Raw genomic sequence first — 19970 nt, forward strand, 5'->3', positions numbered from 1 at the left:
AGGGCGTCGCGCGCAACACGCGACGCCCTCGCCCGACGTCCGACTGCCCCCGCGTCGGACGTCAAGCCCGGGCGGACGGAAGCGGGCCGCCCGCCCGGGGTTTGAAGCGGTCCCGATCCGGCGACGTCGGGGGTCGAGCCGGACCGGGACCCGTCTGGTTACCCCGACGCGCAGGTCGCGCCGTTCACCGCGAACGACGTCGGGGCAGGGTTCTGGCCGGTGTGCGACCCGTTGAAGCCGAGGTCGACGGTCGCGCCCGGTGCCAGCGTGGCGTTCCACGCCGCACCGGTGGCCGTGACCCGCGTCCCCGTCTGCGACCACGTCGCGCTCCAGCCCTGCTGGACCCGCTGCCCGGCCGTGAGGTCGAACGCAAGGGACCACGTCAGGGGCGCCGAGCCCGTGTTCTTCAGCCGCACGGACGCCGTGAAGCCGGAGTTCCAGCTGCTCGCGGAGTACGTCACCGCGCAGTTGGCAGGACCGGACGTGGGGGTGGGCGTCGACGTCGGTGTCGGCGACGACGTGGGACCGACGGTCGTGGTCGCGCTCACCCAGGGTGAGACGGCCCCGTCCGCGGCGACGGAGCGGACGTGCACCGTGTACAGCCCGGGGGGCAGGTCGAAGCCGGAGACGGACGTCGTCGTGGTCCGGCCGATGGTGCGGCTGCTGCCGCTGGACGGCCCGATGAACTGCGTCTCGTACGCGACCACCTCGGGCTCGCCGACGGGCGCACGCCACGTGAAGTTGACGTACCCCAGGTCGCCGGGCGACCCCGTGAGGTCGACCGGGACCGGCACGGTCGTCGGCCACGTCCCGGCGGCCGGGATGCTGACGTTCCGCACGACCCAGGCCGACGTGCCGCTGCCCGACTGCGACCGCACCTTCACCGTGTGCTCACCCGGTGCCAGGTCCAGGCGGTTGTACCAGGTGTTCGCGGTGCTCTGGACCGGCTCGTCGTCGACCTGCGTCTGGTAGGTCGTCACGCCGGCGCCGGTCGCCGGACTCGTCCACGTCAGGCGCAGCTCGGTGCCGGCGGCGACGAGACGCACGTCCTGCGGCGTCGTGCCCGGGTTCGTGGTCGGGGAGGGTGTCGGCGACGGCGTCACGACCGGTCCGACGTCCACGGTGCGGGTCACCCACGGTGAGACGGCGCCGTCCGCGGCCACGGACCGGAGGTACAGCCGGTACACCCCGCTCGGCATGCTGCTGGAGGTCATCGACGTGGACGTCGTCCGGTTGGGGGAGATGTTGCCGTTCGAGCCGACGAAGGAGATCTCGAAGGCGACCACCGCCGGCTCGCCGGTCGGGAAGCCCCAGTCGATCCGGACGCTGGGGACCGTGCGGTCGACCGTGGTCGTGACGTCGACCGGGACCGGGACCGTGGTCGGCCACGCGCCGGCCGGGATGCTGACGGTCCGCTCGACCCAGGCCGACGTGCCGCCACCAGAAGCCAGTGACCGCACCCGGACCGTGTGCTCACCCGGCGCCAGGTTGAAGCGGTTGTACCAGGTGTTCCTGGTGCTGTTCGGACCCTCGCCGTCGACCTCCGTCTGGTAGGACACGATGTCGGCGCCGATCGTCGGCTTGGTCCACGTCAGGCGCAGCTCGTTGCCGCCGGCGACCAGACGCACGTCCTGCGGCGTCGCGATGATCGGGTTGACCGTGGGGGTCGGCGTCGGCGTCGGCGTGGGCGAGGGCGTCGGGCCGTTCGGCACCGTGCCCCACAGCAGCGTGCTGCCCTCGTGGAGCGTGATCCCCTTCGTCTTCACGGGGTCGCCGGTCGCCGGCAGGCCCGCGAACGACGGGTCGTTCACCGCGTTCCACTGCAGCGTGCCCTGCACGCGGAACTGGATCTCGCGGCGGTGCTGCGACTGGCCACCGGGGTGGATGTTCTGGCCCGCGCAGCCGATCTCGGCGTAGTACAGGGAGCCGGACGCGTGCTTGACGGCGGCGGGCTGGCTGCCGCACTCGGTGTAGTTCGTCGAGACGGACAGGCTCGAGGCGGGGACGCCCTCGTCGAGCGTGAACCAGTAGCGGATGGACGCGTCGTTCAGGGCCCGCGCCGGGAACGCCGAGCGGTTGCGGATGATCGCCTTGACCTCGGTGAACGCACCCGACTGCGGCTGGTTGAGCTTCGCCTCGACGAAGAACTCGTCCTGGTCGGGCTTCTCCGCGGTGGGGAAGCCCGCCAGCGGCGTGCCGCCGTACTGGGCCGTCAGGTAGGCCAGGGCGCTGGTGAACCCGGCGTTGTAGTCGGTGGCGACCTCGTTCGCGACGTAGTCGCCGCGGTCGTCGGTGTACGCGTCGTTGGCCGATCCGGGCCCTCCGACGAGCGCGCCGTACAGCACGTGACGCGTCTCGACGGGGTCCTTGAGCGAGTCCAGCCACGACCCGTGCGCGGTGCGGTGGTGCGGGTTCTTGGGCGGGTTGGCACCGAAGCCGACGACGTAGGACGCCTTGCGCGGGTTGTCACCGAGCGCGTAGTTGATCTGCCGCACGCCGAAGTCGTGGTAGCGCGCCTTGCGGGTCGCGTCGGTCGTCCAGTCGGAGTAGACCAGCGCGACGAAGGAGGTGTTGGCGGCGTACCGCAGCGCGCCCCACGAGTCGAGGACGGCCATGCCGCCGGGGGAGTAGGTGACCTTCTGCCCGTTCACGCCGACGGTCCAGTAGTCGAGCCAGCGGTTGGCGTCGTCGACGTACTTCTGCTTGCCCGTCTCCATGGCGAGCAGCGCGTACGCCGCGTACGACTTGTCGTCCCAGGCGACGGTCCACTTGAAGGACTTCGTCGACGTCTGGTTCTCGTTGCTCAGCTTGTCGTACTCGGACTCGGCCTTCGTCAGGTAGGCGGCGTCCCCCGTGGCCTTGTAGAGCCAGTACGCGCCCCAGACGAGCTCGTCCTGGTAGCCGGACCACGACTTGTAGAACGACTGGGCGTCGGTGACGCAGTCGGAGTACTTGCCGCGGTAGGTGTCGGCGAACGTGTAGAGCTGCTTGGCGTGGGTCAGGAGCGTCGCGGAGTAGGCGGGGTCGGCCTGCTGGAAGACGAGGGACGCGGACGCCATGGCGGCGGCGGTCTCCGCTGCGGCGTCGGAGCCGGGGCAGGACGCGGTGATCTTGTACGACGGGCGGGCCATGGTCATGACCTCGGCGGGACCCCACCACTTGTGGTCGTCGTCGCCCTTGCCGATCTGCACGTACAGCTCGTTGGGCGCGGTGTGCGCCTTGACGAAATAGTCGTTGACGGCGCGCAGGTTGTCGCGCAGCTCGTCCATCTGGCCCGACTCGGTGTAGCCGGCGGGGCTCTCGAGCGCGCCCCACGCGAGCATGGTCGCGGTGAAGGCCATCGGCAGCCCGAACTTCACGTGGTCGCCGGCGTCGTACCAGCCGCCCGTCAGGTCCTTGCCGACGTCCTTGCCGTCGTCGAGCGCGGAGTCCCCGCGCCACGAGACGGGGTAGTCCGCGGGCAGGTCGCCGGAGCGCTGCGCCTGGTAGAAGAACATCGACTTCTGCAGGGCCTCGGCGTAGTTGTACGCGGGCGCGGCCTGCGCGGCCTGGACGGGCAGGGTGACGGTTCCGGCGACGACCGCGACGGCGGCTGCGCCGGCCCACAGCGCGCGACGCTGCGCGCGGCGGGCGGAGGTGCGGGGCATGGAACGTCCCTTCAGACGGAGCACGAGCGCCTGGTGGAGCGCTCCCACGGGCGTCACCGCACGGCGCACGACGATGTCGCGCCGGGGCGGCGGCCCGCGCTGATCGTGCTGAGGGACCCGCGCGGGGGTCAACTCTCGAATCCTTTAGGCGCGGGCATACGCCGGCCCCGGACCGTCGGGGACGGGCCGGGGCCGGCGTTCGGGTGGTGCAGCGATCAGATCGCGGGGGTCTCGCCCTCGTCCGGGGTCTTCGGCGCCGAGCGGCGGGTGGCCTTGCGCGCGGTCTCCTGCGCGGCCTCCTTGGCCTCCTTGGCCTTGTCGCCGATCTCCTCGCTCGCGTGCGCGACGGCCTCGGCGGCCTTGTCCGCTGCCTCGCGACCCTTCGCGACGGCCGCGCCGGCAGCCTCGCCGACCGCGTCCGCTGCGTCGCCGACGGCGGTCTGCGCGCGTGCCTTGAGCGACTCCCCGCCGAGCGAGTCCGCGGGCTCCCACGGCTCGGCCCAGGGGTCGGTGGTCGAGCGCGAGCGGAGCCAGGCGAAGACCGCCGCGCCCGCACCCGCGAGACCGGCGACGACCCAGAACACCTTGGCGCCCGAGTGCGAGCGATCGGCCTTGGCGGCCTCCTTGGCGGCCTTGCGCGCCGCCTTCGCGACCTTCTTCGAGTGCTTGCCGGCCTTCCCGGCCGCGACGTCGGCCGCGTGCTCGACCTGCGCGCCGGCCTTGACCGCGGCTGCGTTGAGCGCGGCGACCAGCGCCGGGATCAGGTCGTCGACGAGCTTGTCGTGCGCCGTGTCGATCGCCGGCGTCGCCTTCCTGGCGGCCTTCTCGACCTGGGGCGCCGCGGTCTTGACGCTCTCCTTGTACAGGTGCTCCGCGCGGGGCAGGAGCCAGTCGATGAACGCCTCCACCTTGGGCGTCGTCCACTCCTTGGCGTGCCCGGCCGCGTCGGAGGCCTTCGCCGCCGCGTCCTTGGCGCCGTCGGCGAGCGATGCTCCCAGGTCGGCCGCCTGCCCCTTGAGGCGTTCGGTGTCCACGTCGATCTTCGGACGATGGGTCATGTGCCACTCCCGCGCTGTCTCGGACTGCTCTCGACTGGTCGGCGACGCTGTGACCTCACACTCTGCCACTGCCGGGCCACTCGTGCCTGATGCACGCCGGTGGTTCGCCAGCGGCGAAGTGCACGGTGCGACCGGGTGCGACGTCGGCGACGGGTGCCAGACTGGTGCCATGTTCGCGACCATCCACACGTCCGCCGGTGACATCCGGGTCGAGCTGTACGAGAACCACGCACCGCGCACCGTCGACAACTTCGTCGGCCTCGCGCAGGGTTCGATCGAGTGGACGGACCCCTCGACGGGTGCGCCCCGGACCGACCCCCTGTACTCCGGCGTGGTGTTCCACCGCGTCATCCCCGACTTCATGATCCAGGGCGGGGACCCGCTCGGCAACGGCCGTGGCGGCCCGGGCTACCAGTTCGACGACGAGATCCACCCCGAGCTGACGTTCTCCGAGCCCTACCTGCTCGCGATGGCGAACGCCGGCAAGCAGCTCAACCCCGTGACCGGCAAGGTCGGCGGGACCAACGGCTCGCAGTTCTTCATCTCGGTCGCCGCGACCACGTGGCTCAACGGCAAGCACACGATCTTCGGCAAGGTCGCCGACGACGCCAGCCGGAAGGTGGTCGACGCGATCGCTGCGCTGCCGACCCGTCCGGGCGACCGCCCCGTGCAGGACGTGACCATCACGTCGATCGACGTGGAGGGCTGACATCAGCGGCTCCTCCGTCCCGGGCGGCCCCCTCGCGGGGCCGCCCGCGGCACCCGGCGACGACGGGTCGCAGCCCCCGGTCTGCCCCCGTCACCCGGACCGCGTGGCGTACGTCCGGTGCCAGCGGTGCGGGCGCCCCGCGTGCCCGGACTGCCAGCGGCCCGCGCCGGTGGGCGTGCACTGCGTGGACTGCGTCGCGGAGGCGGCGCGGACCGCGCCGGAAGGTCGCACCGTCTTCGGCGGGCGCGTGCGCGGGGGGCGTCCCGTCGTCACCCTGACGCTCATCGCGCTGTGCGCCGTGTCCTACGTGCTGCAGCTGACCGTGACGGGCTGGACCTCGCAGTGGGCGTTCAGCCCGGTGGCCGGCGCCTTCGAGCCGTGGCGCTTCCTTACGGCCGCGTTCCTGCACTCCCCGGGGCAGATCTTCCACATCCTGTTCAACATGATCGCCCTGTACATGGTCGGGCCGTACCTCGAGTCGACGCTCGGCCGCGCGCGGTTCGCGACGCTCTACCTGGTCAGCGCACTGGGCGGGTCGGTCGGGGCCGTGCTGCTCGCCCCGGCGACGGACACGTGGACCACGGCGATGGTCGGCGCGTCGGGCGCGGTGTTCGGGATGTTCGGTGCGGTGCTCGTGGTGCTGCGGCGCCTCGGCCGTGACGCCGGCCCCATCATCGGGATCCTCGTCCTCAACGGCGTCCTGGGCTTCGTCCTGCCGGGCATCGCGTGGCAGGCGCACCTCGGTGGCCTCGTCGTCGGCGCGGCCCTCGGCGCCGCCTACGCGTACGCGCCCCGGGAACGTCGTGCGCTCGTGGGGTGGGCCGCGCCGCTGGCGCTGCTCGTCCTGCTCGGTGCCACGACGTGGGGGATGTACGCGTCGTACGGCCTGGTGTGACGGGCCTGGTGCGAGGGGCGTTCTGTGACCGGCCTGGGGCGACGTCCGCCCGGGCCGCTGCCCGGGGGGCGAACTACACCGGTGTAGTTCTCCACAGGTCTGTGCACTGCCTGTGGACGGCCCGTAGGACCGCCTGTGGACGAGACTGTGGGCAGAGCGACGCGCCCTGCCCCACCGGCCGACGACGACCGCGCCGACGAGGTCCGATCAGCGCCAGCGGGTGAGCATGCCGAAGCCCACGATGATGATCGCGAAGCCGATCGCCAGGTTCCACTGACCGAGGCCGGGGACGGGGTAGCCGGCGCCCGGGGACAGGTAGGTGACGACGAGCCAGACCAGCCCGAGGATCATCAGCCCCAGGGACAGGGGCAGGAACCAGCGGGGCAGCGGCGGCAGCGGGGTGGCCTTCGCGGGCGGCGGGGTGTACGTCGCCTTCTTGCGCGACTTCGACTCGGGCACGGGCGTGGCTCCTGTCTGCGACGGTGCGGTGAGCAGGCGGGGCATCGACGCCACCGCGAGGACCAGGACGGTGGGCCGTCCGGGTGCCCCGTGTCGTCGACCTGCACACCGGTGTCGGCATGCTGCCGAACGTGACCTAGCGTAGTGCCGTCGTCCCGCGTGCCGTGCGGGAAGCCCGCGAGGGCCGGCACGGGGCGCGGCGGACGACGCAGCGGAGGGAGCAGAGGTGACGCACGACGGGAACCGGGCGGACACCCGCCCCACGCGGCCGCGTCGCCGCGGCCTGGGTCGCGGAGCCGTCGCGGTCGGCCTGGTCCTGGGGCTGTCCGGTCTGCTGTTCACCGTCAACGCGCGCAGCACCAGCGCGGGCGAGGCCCGTCACCCGCAGGACCTGCGCGAGCTCACCGAGCAGAAGGCCGCCACTGTCGAGCGGCTGTCCCTCGAGGTGGACGCCCTGCGCTCGCAGGTCGAGACGCTCGCCGCCGAGCAGAACGCCCTCGCCGGCCTGCCGGTCGTCACCGCGGGCGCGGGCGCCCTCGTCGCCGGGGGATCGGTCCCCGTCGCCGGCCGGGGCCTGGTCGTCCGGCTCGACGACGCCCCCGTCGACTCGCGTCGCGAGGACGTCAACCCCGACATGCTCGTCGTGCACCAGCAGGACATCCAGTCGGTGATGAACGCGCTGTGGGCCGGCGGCGCCGAGGCGATGGGCCTGATGGACCAGCGCGTCGTGTCGACCACCGGGGTGCAGTGCCAGGGCAACGTGCTGCGCCTGCACGGACGCATGTACTCCCCGCCGTTCGTCATCACGGCGGTGGGCGACCCCGACCTGCTGCGCGCCGCCCTCGACGACGACCTGGCCGTGAGCAGCTACATCCGCGACGCGGGCGAGCTCGGGCTGGGCTGGCACGTCGAGGACCGCACGGACCTGGCGCTGCCCGCCTACTCCGGCGCCACCGAGCTCACCTGGGCGCACGTGCCCGACGACGTCGAGGTGCTGCCCGGCCTCCCGGCCGCGACGACGACCGGCGACGACGCCCTCGCCGGCGACGCCCTCGCCGGCGACGCGGCGGAGGCCGAGCTGTGAACGCCGCGCCCGCCGCGGTGCGGCCGCCCGCGCACGCCCGCACGCCACGGCCCCGGACCGCCGCGACGTTCGTGTACGGCGCCGTCGGGGTGCTCGGCGAGCTGCTCATCACCATCGGCGTCCTGCTGCTCGGGTTCCTCGTGTGGCAGCTGTGGTGGACGGACGTCGAGGGCAACGCCGTGCAGGCGGAGATCGTGCGCGAGCTCGACTTCGAGCAGCCCGTCGTCACGGCGGCCGACGACGGGATCGCCGAGCCGCGGCGCGACGAGCCGCCCGTGATGGACGAGCCGGCCCACGCGACGACGTTCGCGACGCTGCAGGTGCCGCGGTGGGTCGGGGAGCAGGAGCGCCCGATCTCGCAGGGCACGGACCGTCCCACGGTGCTCGACGTGCTCGGCATCGGCCACTACGAGGGCACCGCGATGCCGGGCGGCGTCGGCAACTTCGCGCTCGCCGGCCACCGCGTGACGTTCGGCAAGCCGTTCAACCGCATCGAGGAGCTGCAGGTCGGCGACGCGATGGTCGTGCGGACCACGGACACCTGGTACGTCTACAAGGTGACGGCGACGGAGGTCGTCATGCCCGCCGAGGTCCGCGTGATCGCGCCCGTGCCCAACCAGCCGGACGCCACGCCGACCGAGCGGTTCATCACCCTGACGACCTGCCACCCCATGTTCTCGGCGCGCGAGCGGTACGTCGTCCACGGCGTGCTCGACTACTGGGCGCCCGTGGCCGACGGCACCCCCGCCGAGCTGCTGGGATGACGGCCGGGTGACCGGCAGGCGGGACCGGGCTGGGCGGACGACGACGGGAGGCACATGATGTACGGATGGTTGTGGCGGCACCTGCCGGGCCCGACGCCCGTGCGCCTGCTGCTCGCGGCCGTGCTCGCCGCGGCGGTGCTCGTGGCGTGCTTCCTGTGGGTGTACCCGGCGATCGCGCCGTTCATGCCCTTCAACGAGACCACGGTGGGGGAGTGATGACGCGGATCCTCGTCGTCGACAACTACGACTCGTTCGTCTACACGATCGTCGGCTACCTCGACCAGCTGGGCGCGAAGACGGAGGTCGTCCGCAACGACGCCGTGCCGCCCGCCGACGAGCGCGCCGGGTACGACGGCGTCCTCATCTCCCCCGGGCCGGGCGCACCCGTCGACGCGGGCGCGAGCATCCAGGTGATCCGGGACTGCGCCGCGGCGGGCACGCCGATGCTCGGCGTCTGCTTGGGCCACCAGGCGCTCGGCGAGGTCTTCGGTGGCGTCGTCACGCACGCGCCCGAGCTCATGCACGGCAAGACGAGCCAGGTCGAGCACGACGGGCAGGGTGTCCTGGCCGGCCTGCCGGAGCCGTTCACCGCGACGCGCTACCACTCGCTCGCGGTCGTCGACGGCACGTTCTCCGACGAGCTGGTCGTCACGGCCCGCGCGCACGGCATCGTCATGGGCCTGCAGCACCGCGAGCTGCCGCTGCACGGCGTGCAGTTCCACCCCGAGTCCGTGCTCACCGAGGGCGGGCACCGGCTGCTCGCCAACTGGCTGCGGGTCTGCGGCGCGGCCGACGCGATCGAGCGGTCCGTGGGGCTGCACCCGCTCGTGCGGCTCTGAGCCTCGCGCGCTGACGGCAGGCTCACCACGAACGCCCCCGGCCAACAGGCCGGGGGCGTTCGTCGTGCGTGCTGCTAGCCGCCGCTACCCGGCAGCAGAGACGACGGTGTCGGCGTGCTGCCCCCGCCCCCGCCGTTCCCTCGCGGCCCGCCCGACACCCGCAGCTGGACCTGCTGCCCCTTGGCGATCTCGGTGCCGCCGCTCGGGTTGGACGACACGACCGTGCCGACCGGGTCGTCGGACTCACCGGGGTCGAGGTCGTCCCTGCTGACGTTCGTCAGCCCGACGGCCGTCAGCGCCGCCACGGCCTGCTCGTACGTCATGCCGCGCAGGTTGTTCGGCACGACCGCGGTGCTGGGCGGCGCGGCGATGCCGAGGTTGACGACCGTGCCCTGGGGGACGATGTCGCCCTCCGCGCGGTCCTGGGAGATGACGTTGCCCTCCGGCTCGGTCGACTCGACCTCGCTGGTGTTGACGCGCAGGCCCAGGTCGGCCAGCGCCTGCGTCGCGACCTCGACGTTCTGGCCGGTGACGTTGGGGACGACGACGTTGCCCGACGACACGAACAGCGTGACGGTCGCTCCCGACGAGGCGGCGGCGTTCGCGGCCGGCTCCGTCTTGGTGACCCGGTCCTTCGGCACGGTCGGGCTGTCCTCGCGCTGGCGCGCGGGAGCCACGACGAGCCCCGCAGCCTCGAGCGCGGCGACCGCCTCGGCCTCGGTCTTCCCCGTGACGTCAGGGACGGTGACCTCGGACGGTCCGGTCGAGATGTAGAGCAGGACCTCGGTCTCCTTCTCGACCGACTCGCCCTCGGCGGGGTCGGTGCGCGTCGCGAGCCCGGCGGCGACCTCGTCGCTGGGCTCCTGCGCGGGCTTGGACAGCAGGTCCGCCTCGCTGAGCGCCGCCTGGGCGGCCTCCAGCGACAGGCCCGTCACCGCCGGGACCTCCACCGTGGTCTCGGGCGGCGGTGCGGAGCTCGCCATGATCGCCCAGATGATGCCACCGACGGCGAGCAGGGCCACGGCCGCGAGCACCCACACGAGCCACGGGCGCTTGTTCTCGTCGTCCTCGTCGCCCTGCTGGGTGGTCGTCGTCGTCGCCAGGCCCGTCGCGCCCCACGGCGCCGTCGCGGGCGGCATCGCCTGCGTCGTCGCCACGGCGGGCGCCATGACCTGGGTCGCGTCGCCCGCGGGGACCGCAGCGAGCGCCGCGCCGACGGCGGGCGCGTCGACGTGCCCGCCGCGCAGCACGGCCTCGAGGTCGGCGCGGAACTCCGCGGACGAGGAGTAGCGGGCGTCGCGCTCCTTGGCCAGCGCCTTGAGCGTGATGCGGTCCAGCGCGTCGGGGACGTCGGACGCGATGGTGCTCGGCACCGGCGGGATCTCGCGGACGTGCTGGTAGGCGACCGCCACGGGGGAGTCCCCGACGAACGGCGGACGGCCCGTGAGCAGCTCGAACAGCAGGCAGCCGGTGGAGTACAGGTCGGACCGGGCGTCGACCTGCTCGCCGCGCGCCTGCTCCGGCGACAGGTACTGGGCGGTGCCGATGACGGCCTGCGTCTGCGTCATCGTCGCGGCGGAGTCCGCGATGGCGCGCGCGATGCCGAAGTCCATGACCTTGACCGCGCCCGTCGGCGTGATCATGACGTTCGCGGGCTTGATGTCGCGGTGCACGATGCCCGCGTGGTGGGAGTACTCGAGCGCGGAGAGCACGCCCGCGGTGATCTCGACGGCCTCGTCGATGGGGACGGCGTGCCCGTCGCGCAGGATGTCCCGCACGGTGTGGCCCTCGACGTACTCCATGACGATGAACGGGACGTGCGCGACGTTGCCGGACGGCTCGGTGAAGGTGTCCTCACCGGTGTCGTAGACGGCGACGATCGCGGGGTGGTTCAACGCGGCGGCCGACTGCGCCTCGCGGCGGAAGCGGGCCTGGAACGACGGGTCGCGCGCCAGGTCGGAGCGCAGGATCTTGATGGCGACGGTTCGCCCCAGGCGCGTGTCGTGCCCGATGTGCACCTCGGCCATGCCGCCACGCCCGATGAGCTCGCCGACCTCGTACCTGCCGGCCAGGATCCGGGATCCGTCGTCCACCACTAGTGGTCCTTCGCTTCCGTCGGTCGCGGGTCATCGGTGCGTGCACGTGCCCCGCCTGCGGGATCGGACGCGCCGTCCCGGGTCGGTTCTGCGGTGATCATCCCACCCGGTGGGCCGCCACGAGGGTACTCGGCGGACACCGTGGCACCGCCTGTCTGCGGGGCTCCCGCGCCCAGCAGCCGGTCCGCGAACGCGGCGCCGAGCAGCGCGACGAGCACGAGGACCAGGACGACCAGGGGCAGCCGCAGCCGGCGCACCCAGGCGACCGCGCTCGCGAGCGCCCCGTCGAGGGACCGGTCCGGGGTCGAGCCGTGCCGGGCGCGTCGCGTCCCCTCGTCAGGGGCGGCCGCCGCACGGCCGGGCCGCTCGCGGCGCGACGGCGGGTACGACGGCGGCGCGTCGTCGGCCGTGGCCGTGCCGGGGGCCGTGCCGGGGGCCGTGCGCTGCCGGTCACCGGGCGCGGGCTCGGTCGCGCGGCGGCTGTCCCGCGCGCGCGACGGCTTGCTGACCAGGACGGCGACGCCCGACGGCGGCGTCTGCGGCATGAGCTTGTCCAGCAGGCCCGCGAGCTCCTCGCCCGACGCGGGCCGCTCCGCCGGCTCCTTCGACAGCAGCCGCAGCACGAGCGCCGCGAGCTTCTTCTCGACGGCGGCCGACAGCGGTGGCACCGGGTCGTTGACGTGGGCGACCGCGATGTCGACGGCCGTCGGCCCCGTGAACGGCCGGCGGCCCGCCAGCGCCTCGTACGCGACGACCCCGAGGGAGTACAGGTCCGACAGCGGCGTCGCGGGACGTCCCACGGCCTGCTCGGGGGACAGGTACTGGGCCGTGCCCATGACCATGCCCGTGGCGGTCATCGTCTTCTGGTCGGCGGCCAGGGAGACGCCGAAGTCGGTGATCTTCACCTTGCCGGAGCGCGCCAGCAGGATGTTGCCCGGCTTGACGTCGCGGTGCACGACGCCCGCGAGGTGCGCGGCGTGCAGGCCGCGGGCCGTCTGCGCGAGGATCGGCAGCAGCCGGCGGGCCGGCAGGACCGGCTCGCGCTCGAGCAGGTCGGACAGGGGCTCGCCGACGACGAGCTCCATGACGAGGTACGCCGAGCCGTCCTGCTCGCCGTAGTCGAACAGCGCCGCGATGTGCGGGTGGTGCAGCGCGGCGGAGTTGCGCGCCTCCGTGCGGAACCGCTCGAGGAACCCCGCGTCCCCGGCGAACTCCTCGCGCAGGACCTTCACGGCGACGGCCCGCGCGAGGGCGTCGTCGTTCGCCTCCCACACCTCGCCCATGCCGCCGACGGCGATCCGGCGCAGCAGCCGGTAGCGGCCACCGCCCAGCGCGACACCCGGTGCGGACCTCATGAGCCGAGCACCGCCTCGATGACGGCGCGGGCGATCGGTGCGGCGACCGCACCGCCGGTGGCCTCGTTGCCGAGGCTGCCGCCGTTCTCGACGATGACCGCGACCGCGACGCGGGGTGCCTCGGCCGGCGCGAACGCCGTGAACCACGCGTGCGGGGGCTCACCCTCGACGGTCTGCGCCGTGCCCGTCTTGCCCGCGACCTGCACACCGTCGATGCGGGCGGAACGTGCCGTGCCGGACTCGACCACACCCACCATCATCTGGGTCAGGGCGCTCGCGGTGGACGCCGACACGGCGTCGGAGAGCAGCGCGGGCTCCGTCTGGGAGACGACCGTCAGGTCCGCGGCGCGGACCGTCTCGACGAGGTACGGCGTCATGAGGCGTCCGCCGTTGGCGATCGCCGAGGCGACCATCGCCATCTGCAGCGGCGTGGCCTGCACGTCCCGCTGCCCGATCGCCGACTGAGCGAGCTGTGCGGCGTCCAGTCCGGTGGGGAAGACCGACTCGACGACGGGCATGGGCACCGTCAGCGACGGGTCGAGGAACCCGAACCGCTCGGACTGCTCGCGCAGCGCGTCCTCGCCGAGCGTCATGCCGAGGCTCGCGAACGCGGTGTTGCAGGAGATGCGCATCGCGTCCGCCAGGGTCGACTGCTCGCCGCCGCAGCTGCTGCCGCCGAAGTTGCCGATGGTCGCGGACGTCTGCGGCAGCGTGAGCTCGGTCGGCGACGGCACCAGCGTCTCGGCGGTGTACGCACCCGACTCGAGCGCAGCGGCGGCGGTCACGAGCTTGAACGTCGAGCCGGGCGCGTAGCGCTCCTGCGTCGCGTTGGAGCGCAGCGGGTTGCCCTCGACGGCCTCGAGCGCGCGGTACTGCGCGGCGGCGTCGCTCGTGGAGTGCACGGCCAGCACGTTGGGGTCGAAGCCCGGCGTGGAGACGAGCGCGAGGATCCGGCCCGTCGACGGCTCGATCGCGACGACCGCACCGTGCTGGTCGCCGAGGCCGTCGCGCGCGGCCTGCTGCGCCGCGGGCAGGATCGTCGTCTCGACCGCGGCGCCCTCGGGGCGTCGGCCCGTCAGCAGGTCGCGGATGCGGGAGAAGAACAGCTGGTCGGACCGGCCGGTGAGCTGGTCGTTCGCGTGCTCCTCGAGCTGGCTGCGGCCGTTGGCGATCGAGTAGAAGCCCGTCACGGCGGAGTACAGCTCGCCGTTCGAGTACGTGCGCTGGTAGCCGAACGGGTCGTCGACCGGGACGGACGACGCCACGGCCTCGCCGCCCGCGACGATCGGGCCGCGCGCGTTGCCGTGCTCGCGGTAGAGCGTGCGGACGTTGCGCGGGTCGGTGTTGAGGGACTCCGCCTGGAAGAACTGCACCCAGGTGGCCGAGGCCATGAGCGCGACGAACATGACGAGCGTGATGGTGGCGAGGCGACGCAGCGGGGTGTTCATCGTTGCTCACCTCCCCGCTGGTCGTCGCTCAGGTGCTGGGTCGGGCTGTCGTCGGGCGCGGGTCCGTCGGCGGCGCGGGTGGCCGTCGACGTCCGCACCGGCGGGGCGCCGCCCACCACCGGGGTCCCGGCGACGGGCGTGCCGGTGCGCCCGCTGCCCGTGCTGCGTCCCCCGCCGACGGGCCGGCTGCGCTCCGGTGAGGACATGGGGATGCCGATGTCCGGCGTCGCGACCGCCCGCACGGCGGGGACGGGCCGGCGTGCCTCGTCGGACACGCGCAGCAGCAGCGCTGCGATGACCCAGTTGGCCACCAGGGACGACCCGCCGTACGCCAGGAAGGGCGTCGTCAGGCCCGTCAGGGGGATGAGGCGCGTGACGCCACCGACGACGACGAACAGCTGGAACGCGATGACGAAGGACAGGCCGCCCGCGAGGAGCTTGCCGAAGCCGTCGCGGACGCCGATCGCGGTCCGCAGGCCGCGCTGCACGAGGACCGTGTAGAGCAGCAGGATCGCGAGCAGGCCCGTCAGGCCCAGCTCCTCACCGAGGGCCGCGACGATGAAGTCGGAGTACGAGAACGGCACGAGCTCGGGCCGGCCCTGGCCCAGGCCGGTGCCGAACAGGCCGCCGCTGGCCATGCCGAACAGCCCGTACACGAGCTGCCCCGACCCGCCGATCTCGCGGCGGAAGATGTCGTCGTCCAGCGCGTGCAGCCACACGTCGAACCGCGCGCCGACGTGCCCGAACGTCGCCGCGGCGGCCGCCGCCCCGACGACGAACAGCAGCAGGCCGATGACGATCCACGACGTGCGCTCGGTCGCCAGGTAGAGCGTCGCGACGAACAGCCCGAAGAACAGCAGCGACGTGCCCAGGTCGCGCTGCAGCACGAGGACGGCGAGCGAGGCCGCCCACACGACGATGATCGGCCCCAGGTCGCGTGGGCGGGGCAGCTGCATGCCCAGCAGCCGCTTGCCGGCCAGCGCGAGGGTGTCGCGGTGCGTCACCAGGTAGCCGGCGAAGAACACGGCCAGCGCGATCTTCGCGAACTCCGCGGGCTGCATGCCGACCGGCCCGACGCGCACCCAGATCCGGGCACCGTTGATCGTCTGCCCCAGGCCCGGGATCAGCGGCAGCACGATCAGCACGAGGCCGACGACCATCGCCGTGTACGTGTACCGGCGCAGCGTGCGGTGGTCGCGCAGGACGAGCAGGACCGTGATGGCCAGGGCCACCGAGATCGCCGTCCACGCCAGCTGCCGGTCGGCGATGTCCGCGTCGGCACGGCCGCGCGCCGCGAACGCGATGGAGATGCGGTAGATCATCGCCAGGCCGATGCCGTTGAGCGCGACCACGACCGGCAGGATCACCGGGTCCGCCCACGGGGCGCGTATCCGCAGCACCAGGTGCACCGCCAACGCCAGCACCGTGGTGCCGACCGCGTACGCGATGACGTGCGGGGGAACGGACCCCGTCGCACCGAGCCCGGCGAGCACGTACCCGGCGATGCCGATGCCGAGGGCGGGCACGAGCAGCAGGAGCTCGGTCCCGCGCCCGGGCCGGACCCGGTGGGGCTGGACGCCGGCCATCACAGGGCGAGCGTGACCGCTGCGGGGCCGGAGGTCGGCCCGCCGGCGGTGGGCGCGGGGTCGGTGGGCGGGGGGATCACGGGCACGGTGGACTGAGGGGGGAGCGTCGGGTCCGGCGTGCCGGACACGGTCGGCGTCGGCGTGGCCGAGGGGGTGGGCTCGGGCTCGTCCTCGACGTCCTCCGCGAGCATGGCGACCAGGCGCCGCGCCTCCTGCAGGGAGCCGGCGGAGATGGTCTGCTCGACGCGTTCGCGCAGGTAGCCGGGCAGGTCCTCGACCTGCACGTCGGACGTCTCGACCAGGGAGGCGAGGTTCAGCGGGCCGAGCTGCTGCGGGATGCCGCGGTAGACGGCGACCGTGCCGTCCGGTGCGCCCACGAAGTACTGGGTCTGCGTCCACCCGTAGCCGCCGGCGATCGCCGCGACCAGGGCCACCCCGACGGCGATCCACGTCACCACCAGCCCGCGACGCCGGGGCGACGGCTCCAGCGGCTCGTCCTCGGCGTCCGGGGCGTCGTCCGACGCGGTCGTCGTCACCGGTGCGCGCGACTCGTCGTCGTCCGTGTCGTCGTCGTCGTCCGCCGGCTCGTCGTCGGACGCGGTCGCGGGCGCACCGGAGCGGGCGCGCCGCGACAGCCAGGCCGCGCGCGCCGCCGGCCCGTCCGCCGCGGCCGACGGGCGGTGGCGGCTCACGGCCGCGGCGCCGACGACCGCGCTCGTCGTCGACGGCATCGCCCCGTCCGCCAGGTCGTCCAGCTCGACGACGTCCGCCAGGACGACCGTCACGTTGTCGGGTCCGCCGGCGCGCAGCGCCAGCTGCACCAGCCGGTCCGCGCACGCGTCGACGTCCGCGATGTCGGCGAGCGTCTCCGCGATCGTCTCCGCTGAGACGTAGCCCGACAGCCCGTCGGAGCACAGCAGCCAGCGGTCGCCGGGACGCGCCTCGCGCACCGACAGGTCGGCGGTCACGTCGGTGTCGAAGTCCCCCAGGACCCGCATGACGACGGAGCGCTGCGGGTGGTGCTCCGCCTCCTCCGGGGTGATGCGTCCCGTGTCGACCAGGTGCTGCACGAACGTGTGGTCCGTCGTGACCTGCGTGAGCGTGTCCTCGCGGAACAGGTAGCCGCGCGAGTCGCCCAGGTGCACCATCGCCAGCTTGTTGCCCGCGCGCAGGATCGCCGTGACGGTCGTGCCCATGCCCGCGAGGTCCGGCTGCGCGTCGCTGCGCGCGATGATCTCGGAGCGCGCGTCGTCCAGGGCCGTCTCGAGCTCGTCGAGCGCGTCGTCCGGGCCGTGCGACTCCCCGTCGAGCGGGGCGAGCGCGGCGACCGCGACCGACGACGCGACGTCGCCGCCAGCGTGCCCGCCCATGCCGTCGGCGACGACGAGCAGGTGGGGACCGGCGTACGCGGAGTCCTGGTTGTCGGAGCGCACGAGGCCGACGTCGGAACGCGCGGCGTAGCGGAGGGCGACCGTCACGCGCTACCTCTGCAGCTCGAGCAGGCTCTGGCCCACTCGCACCGGCGTGCCGGTGGGGACGGCCGTGGGCTGCTCGACGCGCTGCTCACCGACGAACGTGCCGTTGGTGGATCCCAGGTCCTCGACGAACCACTGCTCACCCTGCGGGAAGATCCGCGCGTGCCGCGACGAGGAGTAGTCGTCGTCGAGGACGAGCGTGCAGCTGGGGGCGCGCCCGACGAGCACCGCCGACGACCCGAGCGGCAGGGTCGTGCCGCGCAGCGGTCCCTCCGTCACGACGAGCCGCGTGGGGCCACCCGTGCCGCGCGGGCGTCGGGGTGAGCGCGGGGCCTCGCCGATGGGCACGGGCGACTCGGCTGCGGGCGCGGCCTTGCCGGGCGAGCGGCGGCGGTCGATGATCCGCGTGCCGTACAGGTCGCGGCGCAGCACCGTGATCGCCGACAGGACGAGGAACCACAGCAGCGCCAGGTACCCCAGGCGCAGCAGGGTGATCGTGAGCTCACTCATGCGGGGGCATCACTCGTCCACGTCCGCGTCGCCACCGGTCCAGAACAGGATCCGGGTGCGACCGATCGTCAGCGTGTTGCCGTCCAGCAGGGTCGCGGCGGGCACCTGGTGCCCCTCGACGAACAGCCCGTTGGTGGAGCCCATGTCGCTCGCGACGACACCGTCGGGCGTCACCTTGATCTCCAGGTGACGGCGTGAGACGCCGGGGTCGTCGACGATGATGTCGGCCTCCGAGCCGCGGCCGATGACCGTGACCGGGCCCGTGAGGATGTACCGCTGCCCGTCGATGTCGATCAGGGGGTGCCGCGGGCTGGGAGCCGAGTTCGTCGCCGGCGCCACGGCACCGCGCATCGTCGCGCTGTGCACCGCGAACCGGCCCGGTTCCTGCTCGGTGTTCTCGCTGAAGGAGACCGTCACGGGACCGACGAACGCGTAGTGCTGGCTGGACGCGTGCTCGGTGACGTTGGCCGCGAGCTCCTCCGCCAGCGCCTCGGCACCCCACGCCTCGACCTGGTCGTAGTCGGGCGTGGACAGCTCGATGGTGAACTCGTTGGGCACGACCGTGCGGTCGCGTCCCACCACCGCGGCGCGGTCGTCGAGCTCGCGCTTGAGGGCGTCGGCCAGTTCGATGGGTTTCACCTCGCTGCGGAAGGCGCGTGCGAACGCGTTGTTGACGACGCGCTCCACGCCGTTCTCGAACTTGTCGAGGAACCCCACGTTCACCTCCCTCCCGCCGGGGCGTGCCGTGCGGCCCGTCCCACCTGTCGTCGGCACGCGACGCGGGTGCGACGACGGTCCGTGCCGATGGTATCCGTGCCGTGGGCTGGACGGGTGCCCATGGGAGTGATGCGTGCGCGTTGCGCACCGGTGCGGGGGTGGTGGGAGGGGGTCGGGAGAGGGCGGGGAGCGGGTGAGGAGGGGGTAGGGGCCGGGTGGGAGGCCGGTTGTGGTCACATCTCGCCGCAGCGGACCGGATGGTGGTCGGTTCTGTGACCACTTCTCGGTGCCTGTGGATGTGGGTGCAGGTGTGGGGCCGTTCGGGGAGCGGGGTCCCGGCGTGCTAACGTTCTCCGGCGCGCGCGAGTGGCGGAACGGCAGACGCGCTGGCTTCAGGTGCCAGTGTCCGAAAGGGCGTGCGGGTTCAAATCCCGCCTCGCGCACAGGTGGGTGGTTCCGGAAGGAACCGCTCAGGTGGTACCGAAACTCCCGGTCAGGGTTCTCTGGCCGGGAGTTTCGTGGTTCTGGGGGTGTCGGGACCGGTCTGGATGCGCTCGCGGACTTCGAGAAGCCCTGCCGATGGGTGTCGGCAGGGCTTCTGGGGTCGATTCGGCGCTGTTGAGCCTGATCGCGGGCACGCTGATGCCGACTCGGTGGTGCGGTCATGCGTCCCGGCCGGCTGCCGGGCGATCAGTCGTCGATGGTCAGGCGCCTACCCGCGGTACGGGCGGCGCCGGCCCTTCGTCCAGGTGTGGCGGTCCATCGGTTCGGTCGACGGTTCTTCGCCGAGCTCGACCTGCCACGGGTCCGGTTGGTGCCGGGCGAGATGCCAGCCCCGGAGTCTCTCGATGTTGTGCGCCGCGAGCGTCACCGCCATCAGCAGCGTGGTCGCGACGAGCCCGGGCACGCGGAAGTACCCGCGGTTGACGTCGCGGACCTGGTAGCGCAGCCGAGCGTCGAGCCCTTCGATCAGGCTGCGGCGGTTGAAGGACAGCGCCCACCGCGTGGACTGCCAGGGCAACGGCGCCGTAGACCAGCAACCGGATCGCCGAGCTGCGACTCGACTTCAGTTGCGAGCTCGGCCGGTCGATGACCAGTGCGAAAGCCAACCTGAAGGGCACCCGAGTCAGCCTGTGAACGACATCCCGCACGACGCCACGCCCCGGTCCCCGTCTGGTCGTGTCCCCACGTGGGTCGTCGACGAAGCCGGCACCGGCGAGGCGGACGTCCCTGACCCGTGGCGGCAGGGCCCCATGGTGTGTGGGCCGCCGGCAACCGTCCAGGCATCGAGACGGGGGTGGCACGGTCGCCGCGCTGAGCGTGTCGAG

General features: G+C 73.1%; 17 protein-coding genes and 1 tRNA gene. 7 read left to right on the plus strand and 11 right to left on the minus strand.

Annotation, left to right across the window (positions count from 1 at the left end):
* Positions 1-158 precede the first annotated feature (158 nt).
* On the minus strand, positions 159-3647 hold the full coding sequence (locus OKX07_RS00090; RefSeq protein ID WP_265629833.1) for a glycoside hydrolase family 9 protein: 3489 nt from the start codon (positions 3645-3647) through the stop codon (positions 159-161).
* Between the two features lie 215 nt (positions 3648-3862).
* Complete coding sequence (locus tag OKX07_RS00095) at positions 3863-4705, minus strand: hypothetical protein (protein ID WP_265629834.1); 843 nt, start codon at positions 4703-4705, stop codon at positions 3863-3865.
* Positions 4706-4874: 169 nt separating this feature from the next.
* On the opposite strand from OKX07_RS00095, the gene OKX07_RS00100 reads away from it, so the two are divergent.
* Both OKX07_RS00100 and OKX07_RS00105 read left to right on the plus strand, forming a co-directional pair.
* Positions 4875-5414 (plus strand): peptidylprolyl isomerase, encoded by a 540-nt coding sequence (locus OKX07_RS00100; RefSeq protein WP_265629835.1) that lies wholly within the window; start codon positions 4875-4877, stop codon positions 5412-5414.
* 184 nt (positions 5415-5598) lie between these two features.
* A complete protein-coding gene (locus tag OKX07_RS00105; RefSeq protein WP_416220806.1) occupies positions 5599-6309 on the plus strand; it encodes a rhomboid family intramembrane serine protease in 711 nt (236 codons plus the stop codon).
* Between the two features lie 207 nt (positions 6310-6516).
* Here OKX07_RS00105 and OKX07_RS00110 read toward each other — a convergent pair whose 3' ends face one another.
* The gene (locus OKX07_RS00110; protein WP_416220807.1) at positions 6517-6813 is read right to left on the minus strand and encodes a cell division protein CrgA; all 297 of its coding nucleotides are present in this window, start codon (positions 6811-6813) and stop codon (positions 6517-6519) included.
* A gap of 181 nt (positions 6814-6994) precedes the next feature.
* On the opposite strand from OKX07_RS00110, the gene OKX07_RS00115 reads away from it, so the two are divergent.
* From OKX07_RS00115 to OKX07_RS00130, 4 genes are read left to right on the plus strand one after another with little or no spacing between them, the layout of a single operon-like run.
* Positions 6995-7852, plus strand: a complete 858-nt coding sequence (locus OKX07_RS00115) for a DUF881 domain-containing protein (protein WP_265629837.1) — start codon at positions 6995-6997, stop codon at positions 7850-7852.
* The gene (locus tag OKX07_RS00120; RefSeq protein ID WP_265629838.1) at positions 7849-8616 is read left to right on the plus strand and encodes a class E sortase; all 768 of its coding nucleotides are present in this window, start codon (positions 7849-7851) and stop codon (positions 8614-8616) included. Before OKX07_RS00115 ends, OKX07_RS00120 begins: the two co-directional genes overlap by 4 nt.
* A 54-nt stretch (positions 8617-8670) precedes the next feature.
* A complete protein-coding gene (locus OKX07_RS00125; RefSeq protein WP_265631982.1) occupies positions 8671-8832 on the plus strand; it encodes a hypothetical protein in 162 nt (53 codons plus the stop codon).
* Positions 8832-9455 (plus strand): aminodeoxychorismate/anthranilate synthase component II, encoded by a 624-nt coding sequence (locus tag OKX07_RS00130; RefSeq protein ID WP_265629839.1) that lies wholly within the window; start codon positions 8832-8834, stop codon positions 9453-9455. Before OKX07_RS00125 ends, OKX07_RS00130 begins: the two co-directional genes overlap by 1 nt.
* Positions 9456-9529: 74 nt before the next feature.
* Here OKX07_RS00130 and pknB read toward each other — a convergent pair whose 3' ends face one another.
* The 7 genes from pknB to OKX07_RS00165 are packed head-to-tail and all read right to left on the minus strand — an operon-like array spanning position 9530 to position 18642.
* Entirely contained in the window at positions 9530-11551 is a 2022-nt protein-coding gene (gene pknB, locus OKX07_RS00135) for a Stk1 family PASTA domain-containing Ser/Thr kinase (RefSeq protein WP_265629840.1), read from the minus strand.
* Positions 11551-12906 (minus strand): serine/threonine-protein kinase, encoded by a 1356-nt coding sequence (locus OKX07_RS00140; RefSeq protein WP_265629841.1) that lies wholly within the window; start codon positions 12904-12906, stop codon positions 11551-11553. Before OKX07_RS00140 ends, pknB begins: the two co-directional genes overlap by 1 nt.
* Positions 12903-14354, minus strand: coding sequence for a peptidoglycan D,D-transpeptidase FtsI family protein (locus tag OKX07_RS00145; protein WP_265629842.1), 1452 nt, complete (start codon positions 14352-14354; stop codon positions 12903-12905). Before OKX07_RS00145 ends, OKX07_RS00140 begins: the two co-directional genes overlap by 4 nt.
* Positions 14351-15940, minus strand: coding sequence for an FtsW/RodA/SpoVE family cell cycle protein (locus tag OKX07_RS00150; RefSeq protein ID WP_265629843.1), 1590 nt, complete (start codon positions 15938-15940; stop codon positions 14351-14353). Before OKX07_RS00150 ends, OKX07_RS00145 begins: the two co-directional genes overlap by 4 nt.
* Positions 15940-17418: a Stp1/IreP family PP2C-type Ser/Thr phosphatase gene (locus OKX07_RS00155; RefSeq protein ID WP_265629844.1), complete on the minus strand. Its 1479-nt coding sequence runs from the start codon at positions 17416-17418 to the stop codon at positions 15940-15942. The genes OKX07_RS00150 and OKX07_RS00155 overlap by 1 nt, the downstream gene beginning before the upstream one ends.
* Before the next feature lie 3 nt (positions 17419-17421).
* Positions 17422-17925, minus strand: a complete 504-nt coding sequence (locus tag OKX07_RS00160; protein ID WP_265629845.1) for an FHA domain-containing protein — start codon at positions 17923-17925, stop codon at positions 17422-17424.
* 9 nt (positions 17926-17934) lie between these two features.
* Positions 17935-18642, minus strand: a complete 708-nt coding sequence (locus OKX07_RS00165; protein WP_265629846.1) for an FhaA domain-containing protein — start codon at positions 18640-18642, stop codon at positions 17935-17937.
* Between the two features lie 360 nt (positions 18643-19002).
* On the opposite strand from OKX07_RS00165, the gene OKX07_RS00170 reads away from it, so the two are divergent.
* Positions 19003-19085, plus strand: a tRNA-Leu gene (locus OKX07_RS00170).
* Between the two features lie 269 nt (positions 19086-19354).
* Here OKX07_RS00170 and OKX07_RS00175 read toward each other — a convergent pair.
* Positions 19355-19663 carry a hypothetical protein gene (locus OKX07_RS00175; RefSeq protein WP_265629847.1) on the minus strand — a complete coding sequence of 103 codons (309 nt, stop codon included), beginning with the start codon at positions 19661-19663 and terminating at the stop codon, positions 19355-19357.
* Positions 19664-19970 lie beyond the last annotated feature (307 nt).

It is taken from the genome of Cellulomonas sp. S1-8 (genome assembly GCF_026184235.1).
Taxonomy (GTDB): domain Bacteria; phylum Actinomycetota; class Actinomycetes; order Actinomycetales; family Cellulomonadaceae; genus Cellulomonas.

Coding starts and splice junctions, on each gene's coding strand:
- OKX07_RS00100 (WP_265629835.1), top strand. CDS start 4,875: ATGTTCGCGACCATCCACACGTCCGCCGGTGACATCCGGGTCGAGCTG.
- OKX07_RS00090 (WP_265629833.1), bottom strand. CDS start 3,647: ATGCCCCGCACCTCCGCCCGCCGCGCGCAGCGTCGCGCGCTGTGGGCC.
- OKX07_RS00160 (WP_265629845.1), bottom strand. CDS start 17,925: ATGAGTGAGCTCACGATCACCCTGCTGCGCCTGGGGTACCTGGCGCTG.
- OKX07_RS00110 (WP_416220807.1), bottom strand. CDS start 6,813: ATGCCCCGCCTGCTCACCGCACCGTCGCAGACAGGAGCCACGCCCGTG.
- OKX07_RS00125 (WP_265631982.1), top strand. CDS start 8,671: ATGATGTACGGATGGTTGTGGCGGCACCTGCCGGGCCCGACGCCCGTG.
- OKX07_RS00095 (WP_265629834.1), bottom strand. CDS start 4,705: ATGACCCATCGTCCGAAGATCGACGTGGACACCGAACGCCTCAAGGGG.
- OKX07_RS00145 (WP_265629842.1), bottom strand. CDS start 14,354: ATGAACACCCCGCTGCGTCGCCTCGCCACCATCACGCTCGTCATGTTC.
- OKX07_RS00150 (WP_265629843.1), bottom strand. CDS start 15,940: ATGGCCGGCGTCCAGCCCCACCGGGTCCGGCCCGGGCGCGGGACCGAG.
- OKX07_RS00130 (WP_265629839.1), top strand. CDS start 8,832: ATGACGCGGATCCTCGTCGTCGACAACTACGACTCGTTCGTCTACACG.
- OKX07_RS00140 (WP_265629841.1), bottom strand. CDS start 12,906: ATGAGGTCCGCACCGGGTGTCGCGCTGGGCGGTGGCCGCTACCGGCTG.